10 protein-coding genes are annotated in these 21,553 nt (G+C 59.6%); 1 reads left to right on the plus strand and 9 read right to left on the minus strand.

The genetic code is table 11. The annotated features are described in order from the left end of the window. Positions 1-59 precede the first annotated feature (59 nt). The 8 genes from GSQ91_RS09020 to GSQ91_RS09055 form a co-directional block, all read right to left on the minus strand. A complete protein-coding gene (locus GSQ91_RS09020; protein ID WP_158821205.1) occupies positions 60-1,799 on the minus strand; it encodes a hypothetical protein in 1,740 nt (579 codons plus the stop codon). Beyond that, positions 1,796-9,292, minus strand: a complete 7,497-nt coding sequence (locus GSQ91_RS09025) for a hypothetical protein (protein WP_254064447.1) — start codon at positions 9,290-9,292, stop codon at positions 1,796-1,798. Before GSQ91_RS09025 ends, GSQ91_RS09020 begins: the two co-directional genes overlap by 4 nt. Further along, positions 9,276-11,678: a VIT domain-containing protein gene (locus GSQ91_RS09030; protein WP_158821206.1), complete on the minus strand. Its 2,403-nt coding sequence runs from the start codon at positions 11,676-11,678 to the stop codon at positions 9,276-9,278. Before GSQ91_RS09030 ends, GSQ91_RS09025 begins: the two co-directional genes overlap by 17 nt. Next, a complete protein-coding gene (locus GSQ91_RS09035; protein ID WP_158821207.1) occupies positions 11,675-13,636 on the minus strand; it encodes a hypothetical protein in 1,962 nt (653 codons plus the stop codon). The genes GSQ91_RS09030 and GSQ91_RS09035 overlap by 4 nt, the downstream gene beginning before the upstream one ends. Before the next feature lie 305 nt (positions 13,637-13,941). Then, complete coding sequence (locus tag GSQ91_RS09040) at positions 13,942-15,390, minus strand: bifunctional 2-methylcitrate dehydratase/aconitate hydratase (protein WP_158821208.1); 1,449 nt, start codon at positions 15,388-15,390, stop codon at positions 13,942-13,944. A 208-nt stretch (positions 15,391-15,598) separates the two neighbouring features. After that, positions 15,599-16,762 carry a 2-methylcitrate synthase gene (gene prpC, locus GSQ91_RS09045; protein WP_158821209.1) on the minus strand — a complete coding sequence of 388 codons (1,164 nt, stop codon included), beginning with the start codon at positions 16,760-16,762 and terminating at the stop codon, positions 15,599-15,601. Positions 16,763-16,938: 176 nt separating this feature from the next. Further along, positions 16,939-17,832 carry a methylisocitrate lyase gene (gene prpB / locus GSQ91_RS09050; protein ID WP_254064448.1) on the minus strand — a complete coding sequence of 298 codons (894 nt, stop codon included), beginning with the start codon at positions 17,830-17,832 and terminating at the stop codon, positions 16,939-16,941. 64 nt (positions 17,833-17,896) lie between these two features. Beyond that, on the minus strand, positions 17,897-19,378 hold the full coding sequence (locus GSQ91_RS09055) for a metallophosphoesterase (RefSeq protein ID WP_158821211.1): 1,482 nt from the start codon (positions 19,376-19,378) through the stop codon (positions 17,897-17,899). Between the two features lie 107 nt (positions 19,379-19,485). Here GSQ91_RS09055 and yiaK point away from each other — a divergent pair, with 107 nt between their 5' ends. Next, the gene (yiaK, locus tag GSQ91_RS09060) at positions 19,486-20,517 is read left to right on the plus strand and encodes a 3-dehydro-L-gulonate 2-dehydrogenase (RefSeq protein ID WP_158821212.1); all 1,032 of its coding nucleotides are present in this window, start codon (positions 19,486-19,488) and stop codon (positions 20,515-20,517) included. Between the two features lie 133 nt (positions 20,518-20,650). Here yiaK and GSQ91_RS09065 read toward each other — a convergent pair whose 3' ends face one another. After that, on the minus strand, positions 20,651-21,235 hold the full coding sequence (locus tag GSQ91_RS09065; protein WP_158821213.1) for a BON domain-containing protein: 585 nt from the start codon (positions 21,233-21,235) through the stop codon (positions 20,651-20,653). Between the last annotated feature and the right edge of the window lie 318 nt (positions 21,236-21,553).

Below are 21,553 nucleotides of genomic sequence, written 5' to 3' on the forward strand. Positions count from 1 at the left end.
CCAGGTGCGCTCTGTCGTCCATATTGAGCTATTGTCCCCTGTAGCGATACGAAACCGCATCACCGATGCCACTGATAAACAACCGTCTGATGCGTAGCACCATTGGCCGCCGCAGATTGCGTAAACGTCTCGGCATCAAGATCCTGAAACGTAGTACTCAGGCTCGCTAGATTCTTCGAGAAGAACGGCGGCGTATCGCCACTTTGGGTTGAACCACCGGCGCCATCCAGCAGGCCCGTCAGCCGCGCAAACCCCTCACGCTCAAAGCGATGGTCGAACCCCGCGATGGTAGTCGCTACCTTGGGCGCCTTGGCCGCATGTTGCGACGCCTCAAGAAACCGCAGCAGCGTCGCTTCATCGGAGGCAACGACACAGACGTTGCCTTGAACAGTCATGGCAAGGCCGTGCATTCCAGCCAACGTTACCCAGCTCATATTGTTACGATGATGTTCCTGCCATGTCAGTCCGGTCTTGCCGACAGTGAGCCGTGGCGCCAACGCAGCACTGAGACTTTGTTGCCACGCAGTCTGGTCCCATCCAACTGACGAGGCGAGTACGACTGCCGTATGAATGGGCGCGAACACACCTTCGTGAGGCTGTGAGTCTGTTGCGGAGTAAGCCAGCATCGCCTCCGGATGCGCAGAGACAAGCAGATCATGTAGCTGAGAAAGAGCTGCGGAGCGTGGCTGCGCAACGACAGAGGTCTCGTCGATGCGCTCATCCAGATTCGAGATATCGTTCGACGTATCGCCTGCGTCAGGCGTAGAGAGGTCGGCGACCGGCGCAACGTGTGCGTCGCGATAGTCGCTGATCGTGCGCGAGAGCAGTTTGTCCTCAAACTGGTCGAGTACAGCGGTGGTAGTGGGCTGGGCCTGTGCGCGGTAGACCCCGCTATGCTCCGGAAGATAGTCAAGCACGGGAGCAAGATCAGCACTTGCAACTTCTTTGCCGGGGTTTGCCGCAATCAGAACGCGCTCTTCACGAAAGTTGTCCGGGGTGCGGTAGAGATCGCTCAGCGCAGTACTGTACTGCTTGAGGTCTGTAATGTTCTGCTGCACCCAGTAGCTGCGGAAGTAGGGCGTTCGCACGATCTTCGCCAGATTTAGGGTCATCCGCAGATCGCCGGGCTTTTCATCGCCGGCCGCCACGGCCTCTGCATACCAGTGCTCATGGACCAATGTGGCGTCCGCCGGCTGCTGCATCAACTGCAGCGCGCTCGCCAGCAGGTCCTCGCGAGTGGCCAACAGCAGATAATCGCCGTGTACGGCGAAGGCAACAGTCCGCGCTGGATCGCCATCTGTGCGGACGTAGAACGTGGTATCTCCCACCTTGCGCTCTTCAAACTTATCGCGCAGTTGCAGTAGCGGTGTTTTAGCTGCCTCCCCGCTAGGCATTCGTGTGACGTAGAGGAACTCAAGATTGCCGATGTCGTACCACGCGAAGAGACTTTGACCTCCGGCGACCTGTTGCAGAAACTCCGTATCAGCCGGAAGCCCTGCAGTGGCGGCGAACTGATCTTGCGCCTCTCCTAGGCGTGAGAACAATCGAGAGCGCGAAAAGCCCGCGTAGTTATCGCTCTTGAGCCAACGCTTTTCTTCTTCCGAACTCGACCACGAGTTGAGCAGGGACTTGAAGTCTGGAGACTCGATCGCCAGTAGCGCCCCCTGTGGAGCGAACGCCGCTAACGAGTTAGCCGCTGACGGCTGTGCCTGAAATGCTTTGTAGGCCGCGGCTCCGCCGACTCCCAAAATTCCAATGCCCAGCACGATTGCGAGAGCTATACGAGATCGCTTCATCATGGTTGCACCTTCGCCGTGCTGGCCGTGAGTCGCGGCCGCACGAGCACAGTCTGTTCGACAGATTTCTGAATCACGGGACGCCGCGTCGCATTCTCCTGTTGGATCGTGAGACGCTCCTGAAGCCCATGGATGCGGCTTTCAATCTTCAACTTCTGTGCCTTATCGTCGGTCAATGATGCGGCCGTCTGGAGGTCTCTTATCGCCTGTTGTTCTTGAGCAAGATGCTCTTCCATGGTCGCCAGCATCAGCACGAAGTCGTGCTTCTCCGCCTGGCTAAGGGAAAGTACGGGCGCGTCGTCAGGCGAGGAAGAACCTTCTCCGGGATAGTAGGTGTGCTCTTCTCCGTCGTCCGTTGTATACGTATTGCTGTCGCTGGAATCCTCTTCTTCTGAGGACGTGTCCTGAGTCACAAAGCGCAGATCCTCATGTTTGTTCAGCAGCAATGCAATAACGGTGTCTGCCTGTTCGTAGTGATTGGCCGCGATCTCCGAGCGGAAGATCTCAAGTCGCAAGGTATCAACCAGCGATGCAGGCGCTGTCAGGATTGCAGCGCGCAGCGTCGCAGTCCGCTGTGCAGCCGGAAGCGCATTCGATGCGGCGATGCGGCTATAGACGAAGTACGGTTGGTCTGCCTGCTGTGTGCCGGGGTTGGCGCTAGCCAGCAGCGTCAACTCCGCGCTGTTGAAGTTGTAGGTTCCGGGAATGGCATGCAGCGCCTCGGCGGCCGTTGCTCGGTTGTCGTAGCCAGTGTTGCTGCTCGCCGCGACCGCACTCAGGGCTTCGACTGCCGGAGCAGTCTGCTTTGCCTCGATCAGCGCTTCTCCCAGCCGTCGCTGGTAGTCCTGATCCCAGGGCGTCCCCTTTGACAGCTTCGTCAGCATGGGCAGCGCCTCCGTTACGTGTCCGGTCTTCATCAGCAGTTCGGCCGCGCTGTTGAGGTTCTCGTACAGGTCTCCTTGCAGCGTTAGCCTGTGCAGCAGGTCGAGCGCGCCAGGCACATCGTCCGTTGCAAGCCGGGCGTCAGCCAGCGCGAGATAATCTGTAGCCGCCAGCTCTTGTAGCGCTGTCTTCTGCTGAAAAACATACTCAAGCAGCAGGCGGCTGTTCGCGTCGTCGTGCTTCAGGCGCAGTTGGTTGGCTACGCCGGAAAGAGCCTCCAGGGAAGGCGCGCTCGCCGGGTCGTCCTTGTAGCTCGCAAGCAACTGTGGAAGCCTCGACTGCCGCGCTGCCAGCAGGAGCGCAATCTTCTCTAACTCTGTGTCTTCCCTCTGGGTTGCCGGAATGCTTTCCAGCAGACGTTGTGCCTCGGCAACCTGGTCCTGTTGCAGCATCCACTTCAGGTACCGGGTCTGGATGGAGAGGACCTCGCTTTGAACTCCGCTTTCCTCTCCGGCTTTGGTCTTTGCCGCTGCGGACTGTGCTTCCACCTGCGCCAGTGCGATCTCACGGCGATAGACATTGCCCAGCAGTTTATGTGGGAACCACGATTCGGCTGTCAGGGTGGAGAGAAGGGAGCGCTGCTCCGTCGTATCCGCAGTCAGGGCAAGCACCCAGTCGATGGCCTCATCCTGCCCGTCCAGCGCAATATACGCGTCATGTAGCAGCTCGGCCGAGCGATAGCTTCCATTCTTCCGTAGATACGATTCAAGGACGGCGTTCATCCCCGGTTTCAGCTTCGCCGCAATTTGATGATCGTGCGCATCGTTTGCGATGGCCGTGAAGCACGTCCAGAAGCTCTCCGGTACGGAGTGTTCGTCGATTATTTCGCGCAGCTTCGTAAGCGCCTTGCGCCACTCCGCAAGGGCCTCGTCATGATGCCCCTCCGTCCACAGAACCTCTGCAATCGTGCGATTCGGTTCAGGATCGGTTGGGTCAAGCTCTTCTACGTGGCGATACTCGGCGATCGCGGCGTCATACTTATGCGCATCGACATAGGCCTGTGCCAGTGCAGAATAGCTCTCGCTGTTCTGCGGTTTAACCTCCAGTTCCGCCGGTAGATAGTCCTCAGGGTCGGCGTCGGGTTTCTCCGCTATCGTGCGCAGCACACCGTAGCGCATGGCATAGTAAAACCACGGATCGCCGGTAATTTGCTTTTCTTCATCCGGCTTCATCTGCAAACGTTCGCCAATCGTTCCGTTAGCCAGCGCAGCCTGGAAGGCCGCGTTGGTGCGTGGCGAGGTATCGGCGAAGTACAAGCCCAGCAGCGCATTCGTTGCATTGGCCCATACCGGAGACGCGGCTGCAGTCCGCGCGGCAACCACCTGATAGGCAAACGTCTTCGAGCCGTTTGCTATCGCATAGTTTGCGGCGGCATCCGCATAACTGCCTTTCGCGGCAGCTAACGGAATCAGCGCGGCAGGATTGTGTTGCAGCAGCAACTCGAACAGCCGCTGCTGGTGCTGTACATCCTGATGGCTTAGAACCAGCTTGCGCAGGTCGCGTGTCTCCGATGCAAAATCTCCCGCATCGCGCCACGCGCTTGCAGCCATGGAGAGCGCTGATGATTGCTTTTTGTGTGGCAAGGTTACCGCATACGCATCCAGCGTCTGCGCTCGGACAAGATTGTCCATGCGCTCAGCCTCTAACTCATTGAACGGTTGGAGTTGTTGCGCTGCAAGATCTTTATCTGCACCAAGCAGTACATCGCGCCGCCACGTGGCCTCACGGTCTTTCAACTCTGCTGCTTGTGCAGCGGGAATCCAAACGTCGGCTACTTCTTTCTGTGACGCATTGGCGCGCTTCGTATCCAGAAGGCGGGCATAGGCGAGCTTTTCTTCCGGCGTATAGTAGTCCGCTGCCGTTGTGCTTAACTCCTGCACTGCGCGCTGGAAAGAGTTCTGCGCAAACTGTCTACGCTGTTCCACCAACTGTTTGCGCCACTCTGCATCCGTCACCGACGCAATGCCTTTTTCTTCTACCTGCTTGATGACGATTGCGGGTGACGAGGGCGACACATTGGCAGCCGCGCGTGCACGCTCCAGCAAGCTCAACGCCTCCTGCGCTTGGCGCTGCCGTCCGAGCAGATTCGCATATTGCACAGCGCCGTTGGCATTCGCCGTATCCGTCAACAACTCGTCTCCAGCGAGCTTCACCCCCTCGTCGCCGAACTTGCGCGCCTCGGCCAGCATGTCCCATTCTGTCAACTGCTCCGCGACGCGGAAGTTGTTCGCAGCCGATGCGGGACGCCCTTCGATCCATGCCGTCTGCAGCGCCTTCACTGCAAGATCGGCGCGTCCCTGTCGTGCGCGAGCCAGCGCGGCCTTTTCCATCCACTGGGGATCTTTGTAGGTGAGGAAGTAGAGCCTGTCATAGTCGGCACACACTGCCTCGAAGGCCTGTTGATGTTCTTCCAGGTCGGCCCTGGCTATGTACAGCTCCGGTCTGTCCTTGCGGACCGCAATCGCCTTAGAGTAGGCAGCCAATGCACCGTCGTAGTCTTCGAACAGAACATCGACATGTCCGAGATCGATCGCGAAACGCGAGTCGCGGGGGGAATCCGCCACGGTTTTGTTCAGGAAGGCGACAAGCTGTTGTTCACGGCTGTGTAGTCGCGCATACGAAGTCGCGTTCTGCAGGATGTCCGCATCTTCAGGAAATGCGCTGATCAACGCAATGTGCTGATCGAGCGCGCCGCTGTAGTCCTTCAGATCGGTCAGTGCTGCGATCATGCCCTGGCGTGCGAGTGCGATCTTGTCACGCTTCTCCAGCTTGCTCAGGCTGGAGCTCTGCAATGAAGTCAGAGTTGCCGCATAGAAGTCGCGCACGCCGGCCGCATCGTGTGCCTGCGTATAGCTGTCCGCATAGAGATGCAGATACTGCTCGTTATACGGATCGGCGGTGAGCAGCGGTTTCAGCAAAGCTCGCGCGCCTGCATAGTCGCCACTCTGGCTCGACTTCGCTGCGGCTTCTAATGTGAAATCATGGGCCAGTGCTGGGTTTGCATCATGCGATGCCTGCACCAGCGTAGCTACGGCGCGCTGCGGCTCTTTATTGTTCCAGTAGAAATCTGTAGTGGCGCGCACCACGCCGAGAATCTTCGTGTTGTCCTTATAGACCGCTTCGATAACACGCTGCGCGCTGGCAGTGTCCTTTTGGTCTTCATAAGCTCGCGCGAGCTGATACTGAAGCTCGATGCGCTGGACTGGATCTATCGCCAGCGTAATCTCGCGCTGCAACGCAGCCTGGTAAGCCAGTGGGAGCTGGTTGCTCTGGCTGAGCTCGGCGAGTTGTGCCGCGTCCTCTACACTAGTCGTCTTTTGGATGGCTGTCTCTATAGCGGGGCCGATGGCGTCTTGCTGCTGCCGGGCATTCAGTACATCGACCCGCAGCTCTAGCGCAGCCAGCGTCGGATGCTGCGTCAGGCTGCTGGCCGTAGCTTGATCGACAAGCTCGCCTGTCGCCTGTCGCGTGGCCAGTGTTAGTAGCCGCGCGCGTGCACTTGAACTAGGATCTTCCGACTGCGCCGTATCTGCTTGTTGTGCATCCGCTACGATTGCCGCCCGCACATACTCGGCGATGGCTCGTGCAAAGTCGCGCTTATTCTCGTAGATCGCGCCTGCTTCGTAGCCGTATAGTGCTGGGTTATGGAACTGCTTGCGCGCCGCCTCGATCTGCGCGACAGCGTCGTCGAACTGGAAATAGTCCCAGAAGACCGTCGCGGATTGCAGGTAGCCGTCAGACAAACCAGGATGCACCGCGCTCATCCGCCTCCAGTACGGCGCCGCCTGCGCTATCTGATGGTCTGCGGAAAGATTCAAGCTGGCTGCAGTGCTGTCGGCATACATATCGCCAATGGTTGCGAGCCTGTCGAGGTTCGCCGGATCAGCCTCCGAGAGATGCTTCTCGATAGTGACAGCATGCTCGATCTGCGCAGGATCGTAGTAGGCCAGCGAGCGAAAGACACTCGCGGCATCTTCACCAACCGCAGCATCCGCGGGATATAGCTGAACCAGGTTGCCCAGCAGAGGCGCGCTCTCTTCAAAGTGTGACTGCCAGAGCTGCAGCTGTGCCAGCTCGCGTGTAGCCGCAGGGTTCTGCTGTTGTGCGGCTGCGGCCGGCACCAGCGCCTCAAGCGAGGCCATCTCTTTGTCGAGGCCGTTTGTGCGGCTGAGGTAGCTGAAGAACTGTGCCTGCAGTTCGGGCGATTCCTGCCAGTGCTCGCGCATCAACTGCTCCCATGCAGCAGCGTCATACGTATCCTTTGCCAGATACGCACTCAACAGGTTGAGCGTGAACGTAAGGTCGTGCGGAAAGCGCTTATGGGCATACAGATTGAGTTGCAGATACTCCTGCGGCCAGCTGGAAGAAACATTACCGAAGTACTGCTCAAGCTCTGTGCCCTGGAAGATATCGACGACCTTGTGCGTGAGTGCGTCGAAGTCCTGCTGCCGTTTCTCGCGCAGATAGAAGCGTGCGAGCTTGTCATAAAAGCTCGTATCGTTGAAGCGTGCGATCGCCTGTTGGTAGACCGCCTCCTGCTCCGCCGCGAGATTGTTCTGTTGCAGGAAGTCCGCGAGTCGCGCATACAGCAGCGGGTCGTTTGGATTGCGATCGAGCTCGCGCCGCAGAACGGCCAGGGCGGCCGGCAGTTCTTTTACCGTTGTGAGCCGGCTAAGGTAGCGGTCGAGTATCTGCTTGTAGGCTTCAGCGGTGCCAGTTGTCGTAGGCGCAAACACTGGTACCGTAAGCGATTGCTTCAGCAGCGCGCTGGCCTGTGCCGCGGGTGTGGTGGTCGTTTGCGTGCCGCCATCACTGGCATTGCTCGCCTGGTCTTCGCTGGGCGTTGGGGTTTGAGCTGCGGACGTCGTCGCCGCACCTGCTGCGGTCAGCGGCATCCCTTGGAGGCTTGCAGAGAGTTCGGTAAGCAGCCCCTCATAGAGAGCGAACTCCGCCTTCGTATCGTTCTGCCGCGCATCGACGTCGGCTACCTCTAACGCCACTTCAAGCCGTTCCGCAGCATGAGGAAAGTCCGCGAGGAACTGTTGCCCGGCCTTTCGCACCGCATCGTCCTGGCCATAGGTGATGTAGGCGCGAATCAGCGCCGCATGCAGCGCGGGCCGTGCGTCCGATGCCGGAAAACGCTGGTCGAGTACAGCGAGCAACTCCGCAGCCTTAGCCCGATGGAAGTAAGGTGTGGCCTTCACCTCTTCATCGTGGAACTCCGAAGCAGGGGTCACGGAGTTGAACCACAGCGAGAGAATGCCATTCAAATATCCCGGCCCTTGATCGAGGGTTGCGAGGTCGCGATAGATCGAAAGATTCCCCGAGCCCAGATCGATCGGCCTCTCCGGTGAGCTGAGCAGAATGCGGATGATGCTGCTCAGTCCGGACTCCTCCGGCGTCTGCGTCGTTGCCGTCAGCTTGCCTTGCGTACCGGCCAGCGCATAGTAGTAGCGAGCAGCCTCTTCATACTGCGTCGCGTTGTTCAGCAGCGTAGCAAAGGTGTAAAGCTCATCGGCCGTCCACGCCACATGGCGGCTTTCTTTGCTCGCTCCATACTCGGCCAGGGTGTTCGCTGCCGCATCGCTGCGACCCTGTTGTTGGTAGTAGAAGAAGATGCGCGTAGCGGCGCTGTAGTCGTCGGGGTTTTGCAGCAGCCGCGCCCGCGCGTCGGCGAGCATGGTGTGTTGCATGTGTGCTGCGTTGAGCAGCTGAAAGTACGTCTGCACCAGCTCCGCGGGCCATAGAGGTTGATAGGCCTTATCGAAGAGCGCTAGCGCCTGCGTGGTTGCCGCCGCATCACCCTGTTGCAGCGCCACCAGGGCGGTGGTCTTGATGGGAAACACCGAATCTTGCGGGAATGCCGTGCGATAGTCCGCGATCGCCTGCTGGGCATCGCTATAGCGCCGCATCTTCATCAGTGCGGAAACGAAGTTTGCTCGCACGGCAGGCTCAGCAGGATAGCGAGCGATCCATGCTCTATGGATAGCAATGGTTGCGTCATCACCCAGCACTTGTTCCTGCGCCACGATGAGCGCACGTGCAAACGCTTGCCACGCCCTCTGCTGATCGGCGGCAATGAACTTCTCTCCGGCAGCGGAGGGTGCGGTCGCGGCCTGCTCCAGTGCCGTGACCTCCTGCTGTCCTTCAACGCGGCGATGATAGAAGTCAGCAAGTTCGAACTCTGCGGCCTGCTTATCCGCCGAGTCTCCAACGAACGCCTTCCAATCCTGCTCGGCGGCGCTGAAATCGAGCGCCTGTTCCTCACTATGCGCACGCAATGCATAAAGCTGCGCCGCGTCGGATTTTCCCTTGAGCAAACTGTTCAACTCGCCACGCGCCTCAGCCGGCGGACGCGGATACAGCATCTTTACCCCCGGCAGATCCATGGCACGATACAGCGCAGCCTCAATAGCTGAACCGGACACAACACTTTGCAGCCACGGAGCCAACTCGGCTCGCGCACAAAAACTCATGGCACACACCGCGCCAAGCGCGACGGCAGCATAAGCCACACGCGAAGGGAAGAAAGAGCGATTACGGGACGACTTCAATCTGCACCTCCTGTGAGCCGACGTTATGCGCAACATCCTCAGCCGTTACCGAAAGCGTATAGCTGCCCGGAGCGAGCGTATCCGGAATACGCATTTCTCCGGTACTGGCGGCCGCTGCACTATTCCAGCGCAGATCGACCGGCATCGCACCCTGCAGCCGCGCCGTCAGCGTCCGTGTGGTGGCTGTCGCTCCAGCCTTGATGAGCATGGCATCGCCTCGATGGTAGCGAGTACGCTCCAGCTTCACCCGCACGGCGGGCGGCGTCGAGGCAATCACAAAGCTCTTCTGCTCGGCGTAGGTATTGCCCTTCGCATCACGCAGAATGAGCCGGACAGTATAGGTGCCATCCTGCATATCGGTAGGCGCAAGAAACCGCGTCTCCCACAGACGATCGCTGTCGGGCCCCTTCTGCTTGTCTTCCGAGGCGATGTGCCGCAGCGGCTGTGTCAGTCCAAACGGAAACAGTGCAATCACAGAGGTAATGGCCGGGTCCGTATGCACGCGAAGCACCGGATCGCCGGGGCGGATGATGCGCGGACGTAGCAGCGATCGCGGCACCGCAAGGAACGACGTATACGGCGTGACGAACTTATATCGCCGCGAGAGTTCGATGATCTCGTCGATCGCGGCACGCGTCTCGCCGTCACGTGCAATCTGATCCAGTAGCGCATTCACCCGCGCTTGCGCCCACAACCGCGGAAGCTGCGGATGCTCGAGTGATTCCGCAGGAAGATCGATTTTGGTGGAGGCCTCCAGCGGCTTGTCGCCACGCTCTGCATGGGCTGTAAAGGTGACCTGTTTCGTGGGCGTCGTATAGTCCCCAACCCACGCGGCAATGGAGCCGGCGTAAACCGAGTCGTCAAGCGGATACACCGTATGGATCGCACTCGACGAGGAGATATCCAGGTGAAGTCCGCCAACAGGATGCGATGTACTGTGTGCCAGAAACGTACTGAGCTTGGCCTCCAGGGGTTCGGTCGCGAGCACGTTCTCCAGCACGCCATCGTTCTGTGCCAGCAGCTTCAGCAGGGGAAGATTGGCATCATCTCCCACGGCAAAGATGTTGGCGCGTGGGTGCATTGGCGATTGTTTCCACTGCTGCGCATAGGCTGCGGCGATCTTGCCGGTGAGGATCGTAGTCCCACGATCGGAGTTGCCATCCGTCAGCAAGACCAAACTGGAGTTCGGCAGCTTCGCCTGCGCCAGCCCTGCCGTCAGCGCTTTGCCAAGGTCCGTGCCCCCGCGTAGTTTGCTGGAACGCACAAACTGTAGCGCCTGTTGCACGGCATCCGGCGTAGCTGCCACCGGCACCGTTTTGAACGAGGCGACATCCTGGTTGAACAGGAGCACGGAGAACTGATCGGTAGGCTTCAAACTCAGCAGCACGGCCTCAAGCGCCGCATAGCTTCGTTCGAGCTTCTCCCACTGCATCGAGAGGGAAGTGTCGAGCAGTAGAACAACATTGCGCGGCGGCGTCTGCGTTGCGGGCGCCGCAACCGGCGAAGCGATAAGCGTTTGTGCAAGGAAGAACCCCGGCTCTGGCTGACGCGGCTTCGGAGACATCTCATCCGGCGACGGCAACCCCGGATTGGGATTGCGGAAGGCGGTCACAGCAAGTGTGTCGGCCGAACGCGCGTCAAGCTGCCAGGCCGTGCTGAAGTCCTCATTGAGCGAGACGTTGGTCCCCTCCCAGGTGCCGATCACCGTATTAGCATCCTGACGGCTGATCTGCAGCGGGAACTCCTTGCTCACCAGCTTGAAATCCGCGAACGCCTGTGTGGAGTGCAGCTCGAACTGCAGCTTGAGGTGCGCGGCCTTCTGCACCTGGTACTGTGCCGGCTTCAGCGGAAGCACGAAGCCCTGCATATAGCGGTCGACCGTCAGCCTCTGGTGGTACTCGAGCTCCAGCCGCTTCGTGCCGAACGCGGGGATAGGCGTGATCTTCGCCGTAAAGGTCGAGTCAGTCTTCGGGTCGGAACCATCGCGCTCACCCGCCTCCAGCAGTCCCGGATCGATAGCCTGCGCACGAGCTTGCTGATAGACCTCCTCGGCACGCTTGCGTTCCAGAATGACCGCGGGAATGCGGACCGGGCCATCCCACGTCGCGAAGTCCGACACCGTACTGCCCGAAGGCAGCGCGAAGATATAGGTTCCCTCTTCGATGTGATTGGAACGGTTCGCGAATATCTGTGTCAGAGAAACACGCGCATCGCCATTGTCGATAACGACATTCACCCGCATCTCTTCCAGCGAGAGCACCTCGGGGTCAGGCTTATCCTTGTCCCTCGGCAACAGTACGCCGGACTGCCCTTGTGCAAGGGCCGGAGCAAAAAGCGCAACCAGAGCCCAAAATCCTAAAATTCTCCACACATCGTGCCCCTTCATGGCAGCCTCGTTTCGGCGATCCGTACAACGCCGTTATCTGTTCCAACATAAAGCTCACCGCCGTTTTCGGCGAAGGCGGTCACATTCTTTGACGGCAGCCCGGCGGTAATTCGCGACCAGTGATGCGACGCTCGGTTATAGATCAGCAGGCCATCGTCCAGCGAACCCGCGAAGACATGTTGCGGCGTCTCGAACATAGCGTTGGGATTGATGACGACATCCGCCACGTCCATCGAAGTCACATGTCCGGCTCCATCCATCTGCACGACACCGCCACCATACGTACCGACGAACCAAGTGTCCGGAGTCTCCGTCTGGGGCACGCGCAGAAGCGCAGTGATCCAGTTGCGCTTCAGGCCGGAGTTCTTCAGGGTCACGTTCTGGTGCACAGTCTCATCATCGAGAATCGAAATCCCCCCCAGCGTTCCGGCGAGGATGCGTCCACTCGTACGCTCCGCCGCCAGCGTGTAGACGTGGTTGTTCACCAGTCCCTGGAAGGCATAGAGGCTCTGCGCGCCGGACGGCGTAAAGAAAGTCAGCCCCGCCGGAGTGGCGAGCGTCATGCCGTCACGCGTAAAGCCGATGTCGGTTACCTGATCCGAGATCAGCCCATCCCGCCGCAGAAGCACCTGTCGTTCTGAAGGCGTCGTCTTCGCAGGATCGAACAGCACCAGCCCATTCGCCGTCGCTACATCTATCGTCTGCCGCAGCGGATCAGTCACGATGCGGTTCACGCAGAAGACATGGTCGTCTTCCACGTGTTCAGCATGCCCGCTATGTACATCCAGTACGTCAACGCCGCGGTCGAAGTACCCAATCCAGAGGCGGCCATCCGGCGCGAAGTTCAGCGAGGTAATATTGCGATCGGAAAGCGACCGCTGAGAAGGAGCAAGAACGGTCTGCCAATCCCCACTAACCCCGCCGCGGCCGTGGCGCAGCACCCTTCCGTCTCCAATGGCCAGCAACGCGCCGTCTACGGTAAAGAAGTGAGCATGGTTCAGGTCTTCGCTCGCCAACGGCTCGCGCACAGCCTGGTGTGGCTTCAAGTCGATCTCACGCAGACCTTCGTCGATCGTCGCAATCACCAGGGTGCTTCCCTCCAAAGCCAGCGAATGCGCAAACAGGCCCTGCGCAAGTACCCTGGCGGCACGGCCATCGGTAAACTCTGCCACCCCCAGCGGCGTGCCTACGAACACACCGGCCGTTCCAATCGCGATGTCTTCCACTTCGGGATCGGGCAGGCCGCTGTTTTGGTCGAAGGCATCCAACTGGCCGGCATGCCAGTGCAGTACACCTTTGGTGCGTGTCCCCACCCAGAAATCTCCTTCGTCTCCGGCGAGCGCGGTTACGGGAATCCCTGCAAAATCGGATCGGAACAGCCGCAGCGTCTTGCCGTTATAGATCAACAATCCTGCCCGCCGCGTGCCGATCAGGATGTCGCCTGAAGCCAGAGGGAGAATGGCGGTGATGTCGCGTGCCGTAGCATCGGCGGGACGCAGTTGCCGAACCGGCTTCGTTGTGTCATCGGTAACGAAAAGCAGTCCTTCCCCATGCGTAGCTGCGATCAGGTACGGGGAGGGTTCGCCGTGCAGCCGTCCCGTGGCGAGAGCTGTAATGGGAGCGGGCGGAAGCTCCAGTCCAGTCCGAAGCAGTGTAGGCTGCGCGCCCGCGGCCAGAGAGCTATAGCCCGCAAGCCCACCCGGTCCAGCCAGATAAATCCTGCCGCCGAACGCTGCGCCAGTGACAGCATCGTTAGGTGAAGGCAGCGGCTCGAAACCAGTCTTTACGCCTTGAGAAGAGCTATCCAGAGTGAGAAGGTCGAAGGCTAAATTGCCTTCCTTGTCGACCCGCTGGCGGGTCTCCCGCAGGGTAGAGTTGATTCGCAAAAAAGCAAAGCACGCGCCGCCGAGCACAAGAATCAGAAGGGCGGAGGAGATGAGAAGAGTGGCCTTACGCATGGGGTTCGATGATCCCCGCGGGGATCCGAGAGTGCCACTCTAGCATGATTCCCGGTGACTTCTCCTTGAAAATTCAACCGCCGCCCGCGAGCGGAACCTCGAAAGATATAGCTCCGGCCCAGAGAGGGTTAGCAATTCGCCATTGCTTGCAGCCAGGAGCATAGATTTTACCCCGGAGCCACGGCTGCCACCGCGTCCCCCGCGAAACCTCCGCAGACGCCAATCGGGTCACAAATGTTTATGTATGCGCTTCGCGTCAAAACCTCCGCGCCCTCTGCGTTAGAGATTTTGCGGTTGCCTGTTCGTCAGACCGTGTAAAGCCCGACATACTCATCCACCGGCATAGCTTCCAGCTTCGCCTGTTCTGACGAGGCAGCAAGAATCTTCTCCTGCGCCTCAGGAGAGAGTCGGCGCGCAAGGTTATGCCTGAACTTATCCAGCAGCAGCGGAATGCCATCGCCGCGGCGCAGCCGGTGCCCGATCGGATACTCGACAGCCACCTCGGGCAACACCGTTCCGTCATTCAACTCAACCGTGAGCGCATTCGCAATCGAGCGCTTCTCGGGGTCATGGTAATCAGCAGTAAACTGCGGGTCTTCGACGCAGACGATCCGCGCCCGCACCTCGTCGATGCGCGGACCCCACGTCGGGTCGCAGGCAACAGCGTCGTCATAGTCTTCGGCGGTAAGGCGGCCAAAGATCAGCGGTACCGCAACCATGTACTGGATGCAGTGGTCGCGGTCGGCAGGATTATTCAAAGGACCCTGCTTATCGATGATGCGGATACAGGCCTCATGCGTGCGAATCGTGACGCGAGCAATGTCTGCCGCCGTCTTGCCCAGCGCTGCCAACTGCGCATGCAGCGTCATAGCGGCTTCCACCGCGGTCTGCGAATGGAACTCCGCGGGGAACGAGATCTTGAAGAGCACGTTCTCCATCACATAGCTGCCATAGGGCCGCTGGAACTTGAAAGGCTGTCCCTTGAAGCTGACGTCGTAGAAACCCCACGTCTTCGCGCTCAACACGGACGGATAGCCCATCTCCCCGGTCTGCGCGATCAAGGCCAGCCTCACCGCCCGCGAGGTCGCATCACCCGCGGCCCAGCTCTTGCGCGAGCCCGCATTGGGAGCATGGCGATAGGTACGCAGCGATTGCCCATCCACCCAGGCCAGCGAGACGGCATTCAGCGTCTGCTCGCGCGTAAGGCCCAGCATCTGTGCGACGACCGCAGTGGACGCGACCTTCACCAGCACAACGTGGTCGAGCCCCACCTTGTTGAACGAGTTCTCCAGCGCCAGGCATCCCTGAATCTCGTGCGCCTTGATCATGGCGGTCAGCACATCGCGCATCGTGAGTTTGTGGCCATTGCGCGCAAGCCAATCGGCAACGGCAAGAATGCCGCCAAGATTGTCCGACGGATGTCCCCACTCGGCTGCCAGCCACGTGTCGTTGAAGTCGAGCCAACGGATGATCGCGCCAATGTTGAAGGCCGCCTGCACAGGGTCGAGCTCGTAGCTTGTCCCCGGAACGCGCGCGCCGTTCTTCATCGTGAGCCCCGGCACCAGCGGGCCAAGCAGCTTGTTGCAGGCAGGGAAGTCGAGTGCCTGCAACCCGCAGCCAAGCGTATCGAGCAGACAATAGCGCGCGGTCTCATAGGCAAGTGAACTCTCAATCCTGTAGTTCAGAACATAGTCGACGATGTCGATGAGAGGTTGATCAAACTCGGGGCGAACATTGGAGATATGGCTGGACATGTGGTTCCTTGAAATTTCCTAAGCTTGCAATTGCTGGCGTGCTGCTGTCGTTGTTGCTCTTGCTCTTGTCATTGCCATTGTCGTTGCTTTTGTCGTTGTTTGTTTTTCGCCGTCATCCTGAGCCGTAGGCGAAGGACCCCCGAATTTGGTATCACCACAGAAGAATGCCGGGGGTCCTTCAGCTGCGCTTCAGGATGACGGCGAAAAACTACGTACGTTCCCCTATCGGCACAAACGCCACATCTTCCGGCCCAATGTAATTCGCACTCGGCCGAATGATCTTCCCATCAGCGCGCTGCTCCATCACATGCGCCGCCCATCCGCTGGTACGCGCGATGGTGAAGATCGGCGTGAACATCGCAGTCGGTATCCCCATCACGTGATACGCCACAGCCGAGAACCAGTCGAGGTTTGGAAACATCTTCTTCACTTCGAACATCACCGCTTCGAGCCGTTCGGCGACGTTGTACATCGCGAGATCGCCTGCGGTTGTCGAAAGATCATGCGCAACCTTTTTTATGACCACATTGCGCGGGTCGCTGATCGTGTACACCGGGTGCCCGAAGCCGATAATGACTTCCTTGTTCGCAACCCGCGCGCGGATATCAGCCTCGGCCTCGTCAGGCGAGCTGTAGCGCTGCTGAATCTCCAGCGCAACCTCGTTCGCTCCGCCGTGCTTCGGGCCTTTCAGCGCGCCGATAGCCCCGGCGATGGCCGAGAACATATCCGAACCCGTACCCGCAATCACGCGCGCCGTAAAGGTGGACGCATTGAACTCGTGCTCCGCATAAAGAATCAACGACACGTGCATCGCCTGCACCCACTCGGAGCTCGCAGGTTTGCCATGCAGTAGATGCAGAAAATGTCCGCCGATAGAATCGTCTTCGGTTTCCACCTCAATGCGCTTGCCGCTGTTTGCAAAGTGGTACCAGTAGAGCAGCATCGATCCCAGCGACGCCATCAGGCGGTCGGCGATGTGTAGCGCACTCTCAGGGCTATGAGGCTGCGGTTCAGGTTCGAGCGTCGCGAGCACCGAAACACCCACGCGCTGCACATCCATCGGATGCGCGCTGGCAGGAAGCTGCTCCAGAGCCGTCTTCACACCCTGCGGCAGGCCCCGCAGGCCCCGCAACCGCTGCTTGTAGCTCGAAAGCTCCGCCGCTGTCGGCAGCTTGCCGTAGAGCAACAGGTACGCAATCTCTTCAAACTCGCACTTCGCCGCGAGTTCGAGAATGTCGTAGCCGCGATAGTGCAAATCATTGCCATTGCGGCCCACAGTGCAGAGCGCCGTGTTGCCCGCAGGTACGCCCGAAAGCGCAACGGATTTTTTGGGCTTGAACCCCGGTGTCGCTACTGCTGTCTCTCCACTCATAAGCGCCTTTACCTCTACCCTTGTGTTTGTTTTGTTCTTTGTCTTTGTTTTTCTGGTTTGTCATTCCGAACGAAGAGAAGAACCTGCTTCCTCCCGTTCTTCGCCCGTATCGCCAGAAAGGTATGGATCAGAACGGACGTGGCGATGGGCGGTTCCGTGATCTCATGCCATCCCTGTCACTGCTTATCCTTCGCAAACAACTCATCAAGCTTCTGCTCATACGCGTGATACCCCAGGAAATCGTAGAGATCGGCGCGTGTCTGCATCGTGCCGACCACCTTCTCCTGCGTTCCGTCGGTACGAATGTGTTGATACACATTAAGCGCGGCGGCGTTCATCGCTCGAAACGCCGAGAGCGGATAGAGTGCGATCGACACATCCGCGCCGCGCAGCTCGTCCAGCGTAAACAAAGGCGTTGAGCCAAACTCCGTGATATTCGCCAGCACGGGAACACGGGTGCGTTTCGCAAACGCACGGTACTGGTCCAGCTCCGTGACAGCCTCGGGGAAGACCATGTCCGCACCCGCCTCGGCGTACGCTGCGGCGCGGTCGAGCGCGGCATTCAAACCCTCGCTCGCTAAAGCATCCGTGCGCGCCATGATCACGAAGCTGGCATCCGTGCGCGCATCGACAGCGGCTTTGATCCGGTCCACCATCTCTTCGCTCGGGACAATTGCCTTGCCCGGACGATGCCCGCAACGTTTGGCCTGTACCTGATCTTCGATGTGGCATCCGCCCGCACCGGCCTTGATCAAGGCTCGTATCGAGCGCGCCAGATTGAACGCTCCCCCAAATCCCGTGTCGATATCGACCAGCAGGGGGAGTGAGCAGACATCGGTGATGCGACGAATGTCAGTCAGCACGTCGTCGATCGTCGAGATGCCGAGATCAGGCATGCCCAGCGAGCCTGCGGCCACGCCTCCGCCGGAGAGATACACCGCGCGGTAACCGACACGCTCTGCCATGCGTGCGTGATACGCATTGATCGCGCCAACGATCTGCAAGGGCCGTTCGCTTGCAACGGCCTCGCGTAGTTTGGCGCCTGCTGAAATACCCGTATTTTCTTTCAAGGAACTATGCTCCATACGAATCTGCAATGCTAGCAGCTTGACGCAACAGCTTGCGCGTTCTGCTCTACGGCTTTACTGGGCATAAGCACGCGCGGAACCCCGCATCCCCATCCTCTGTCATCGCACAGGCATAGGAGGGCCAGAGGCTCCGCATCGCTTCGGCTTTGGCATTGGAACTGTCTGCGCGGAGGCCGACATAGAAAAAATCCTGATAGGCGTGGCTATGCTCTGAGCTTCCTTGTTTATCGGCCAGGAACTCCGAGGTCAGTGTGGCCAGAGATTTGGCCGAAAAATCCGGCAGACCATAGGTCGAAGAGTAGCTGTACTCTTCCTTCCAGGTCGTCGCAATGCCGGTCTGGTTGTCCGCGGAGTAGACGCTGTAGTCCTTCAGCGTCGCCGTACCCGGCTCTACTCGCGCCACCGTAAAGGCAGGGTTATTCCCATTGACCGGTGAGATCGACGGAACGAGCTTGCCCGGAACTGCGTTGCCTGAACTCTCTGTCGTCGATTGAAAGAGTCGCATCTCGTCCATATGCGTATGCGCGAAGAGTGCCAGCTTGATGATGTCGCCAAAGTCGGTGAGGGTATCGGCGAGCTTCCCGGAGTTCAGGAACATCTCCGGCTTCTGGCCTGCGCACACATCGCGGTTCTTCGAGAAGGTTGCGTACGCATCGATCCCAGGAGGAATGTGCGCCATCACCCAGACGTGCTCATGCGCTGCGCGGGCAGCAGTCAGTTGTGCTCGCAGCCATTCCACCTGGACATCGGCAGCGGCGCCGTCCGGCTTGGCTGCGCAGCTCTCATACTTCTTCGATTCGAAGATATCCTGCAATACGATCAGGCGCGCATGCCGTATCGGCTTTGGCAGAACAACGCTGTAGTCACCCTCCGCGGAAAACTCACGCAGCAGTGCATTGCGATTGCGAGCGTCGATCACATCTCCCGCGAAGCTGCGGGCCGTGTCTTTCAGATACTCGCTACCTTGCGTCTCGCGATAATCGGAGCACCCCGAGTCGTTGTTTCCGAGTGCCAGATAGACCGGGACACCGGGAAAGGTCTCACGCAGCTCGAACGCAATGAACGCAGCAACCTTGGCCGCGAACTCGCTGTACTCCTTCGCGCTGATCGTGGGCGCAAGATGGTGCACGCGGCAGTCGAAGGCGTGCGCCGTCAGGTCGCCGCTCACGGTGACAAACAGCGGTTTCGGTTGCTGTCTGTGGGCCTCTTTCAGGCTCGACTGCAGCAGCGTCCACGGCGTATCGACACCACGTACGGGGCACGCGTCTTGCAGCGCAGCGACATCGGCTGCCTGTGTGGGTGAGTCGGGCGCGCTCAACACAGCGGGCCACCTGCTCACCGGCTCCGCGCGTAGCTGCGCGAACTTTGCGGGATCATGAAACGGATCGAAGTGAATGTCACTGAGCATCACGACAGGAACCGTGGACGGCGTCTTCGTCTGCGCGCTGAGCGTAGCGGCGATACAGAGCACCGCGAGAAGCGCAGGCGCTAATCTTCGCGGCCATGCCGCCAGTCTGGTTCGAATCAAAACAGCACCTCTGCACAAGGGCGTGCCATACATCGAGCATCCCTGCACCCTCTTAGTCTATCCATAGCCTCAGGCAGGGCGCGAACCGGATTGCGTTCTAATAAACCATGGTCCGTATTCCCTTCGACGAACTCCGCAGCATCCTCGAACGCGTGTTCCTGCACCTTGGCCTCGAGCCCGAACGCGCAGCGCTCTCGGCACGCCTCACCGCAGAGACCGACCGCGACGGCGTACGCACGCACGGCATCGCGCGGCTGCCACGCTTTGCGGAGATGGTGCGCAACGGTAGCATCGACCCCTTGGCGCAGCCCGAGTGTCTAGCCAGCTTCGGTGCGCTGGAACGTTGGACCGGCCATCGCGGCCCAGGCAATCTCGCCGCTCACACGGCCATGGCCCGCGCTGTCGCCCTTGCAAAGACGCACGGCCTTGGAGCCGTCGCGCTCGGCGATACGACCCACTGGCAGCGTGGCGGAGCCTTTGGCTGGCAGGCTGCCGAGGCTGGATTCGCCGCTCTCTGCTGGACGAACACGCTGCCCAACCTGCCACCCTGGGGCGCAACCACCCCAGCGCTGGGCAACAATCCGCTGGTACTGGCGATTCCTCACACGTCTGCGAAGCAATCCAACCCCATCGTGCTCGATATAGCGATGTCCCAATACTCCTATGGCACTCTAGCGGCCTATCGCGAACGCGGCCAGCTACTGCCGTTTGCCGGTGGCTTCGACGAACAAGGCGAGTTGACCCGCGATCCCGCAGCGATCGAGCGCTCGCAGCGCGCCCTGCCGATCGGCCTCTGGAAGGGCTCGGGCCTGTCTTTCGTGCTGGATGTCCTGGCGGCGATGCTGGCAGGCGGCAGATCTTCACACCAGATCGACGCCGATCCCCTCAAAGAGGTAGGGCAGTCGCAGGTGTTTCTAGCGATAGCGCCACAATCGCTGGCTTCGATGGAGGAACTGAACGCCATCGCACAAGGCGCAATCGACGCGCTTCACTCCGCAACCCCAGTCGAACCCGGCAAACCTGCACGGTACCCCGGCGAGGGCACGCTGGCTACGCGAAAAGAAAGCCTTCGTCTCGGTGTTGCAGTCGACGAAGCCCAATGGGAGAAGATTCAGGAGCTAGCCACTATCGGAGACTAGCGACAATCCGGGTGCCCCATCTTCGGCGCGTTCTTTGCGCCTAAGGTGGGTATCGGGCGACCGCCCGACCGCTCCTGCCCATGTATGCCTTATCTCCAACGTCCCAACCGGCACTTCGCTTTTTCCCGCCGCTCTAATACGGCCTTGCGTAGACGACCGGCGGACCGGGACGTACCCATGGCCTGCGCCACACCCCTACCCTGCGATACGGATAGAATCCCGGCCCCGCGAAAAACACAGGTGGCGGAGGGGCGACAACTACCGGAAACGGCCGCACAATCACTGTGCGGACTGCCGGTGGAGCGGGTGGCAGCGGTTCCGGAGCATAGGCGGTCATAACAGGCTGTTTCCTGATGTGCCTGATGTGGTGATGCACTCGTACGGGAGCAGCGGGGTTGCATAGTTCGGCCTGATCGGATGGGACGACAAGGTCGTTGATGACCGTCCTTATCCCGTCAATGGAACCGGCATCTGAGCCGGCAAGTGTGCGCGCATCGTAGGTACTGACTGTACCGTTCAGAGTGGCAACACCGCTGGCTACGACAGGATTGATGCTCTGACCCTGCAACGTGCTTTCTGCTGCCAGTTTTGCCTGAAGGTCGTCTGTGATCTGTTGGTCAGTGCGAACAGACGGAGTATTTTGCGATTTCTTACAGCCAGCGACAGTCAGCAGCATGCCTGCCAGCATAAGAGTTGTAAGTTTTCCAGGTATTTGCATGGGACCTCTCCGTGTTTTCCGGCAGTTCTGGTGAAACTCCACCATGCCCTGCTAAATTACGACCCGTATCGATCGCGGAAGTTTCTTCGGAGAGCGATAACCCTTACTTTTCTTTTGAGAAACCTGTGGGGAGAACTTTCGGCAGGAGTAACCATCCATCCGGGTGCCCCATCTTCGGCGCGCGTTCTTTGCGCCTAAGCTGGGCATCGCGCGGTAGCGCGACCGCTCCCGCCCATTCTGACATTGCCGCTGTCGTTGGCTGAGGTAAGCCAGCAGGAACAGGAGCAGCCACGCTATCGTGCGATAGCGTGGCGTCAC

Origin of the sequence: Granulicella sp. S156 (assembly GCF_009766105.1) — a bacterium.
GTDB lineage: Bacteria > Acidobacteriota > Terriglobia > Terriglobales > Acidobacteriaceae > Granulicella.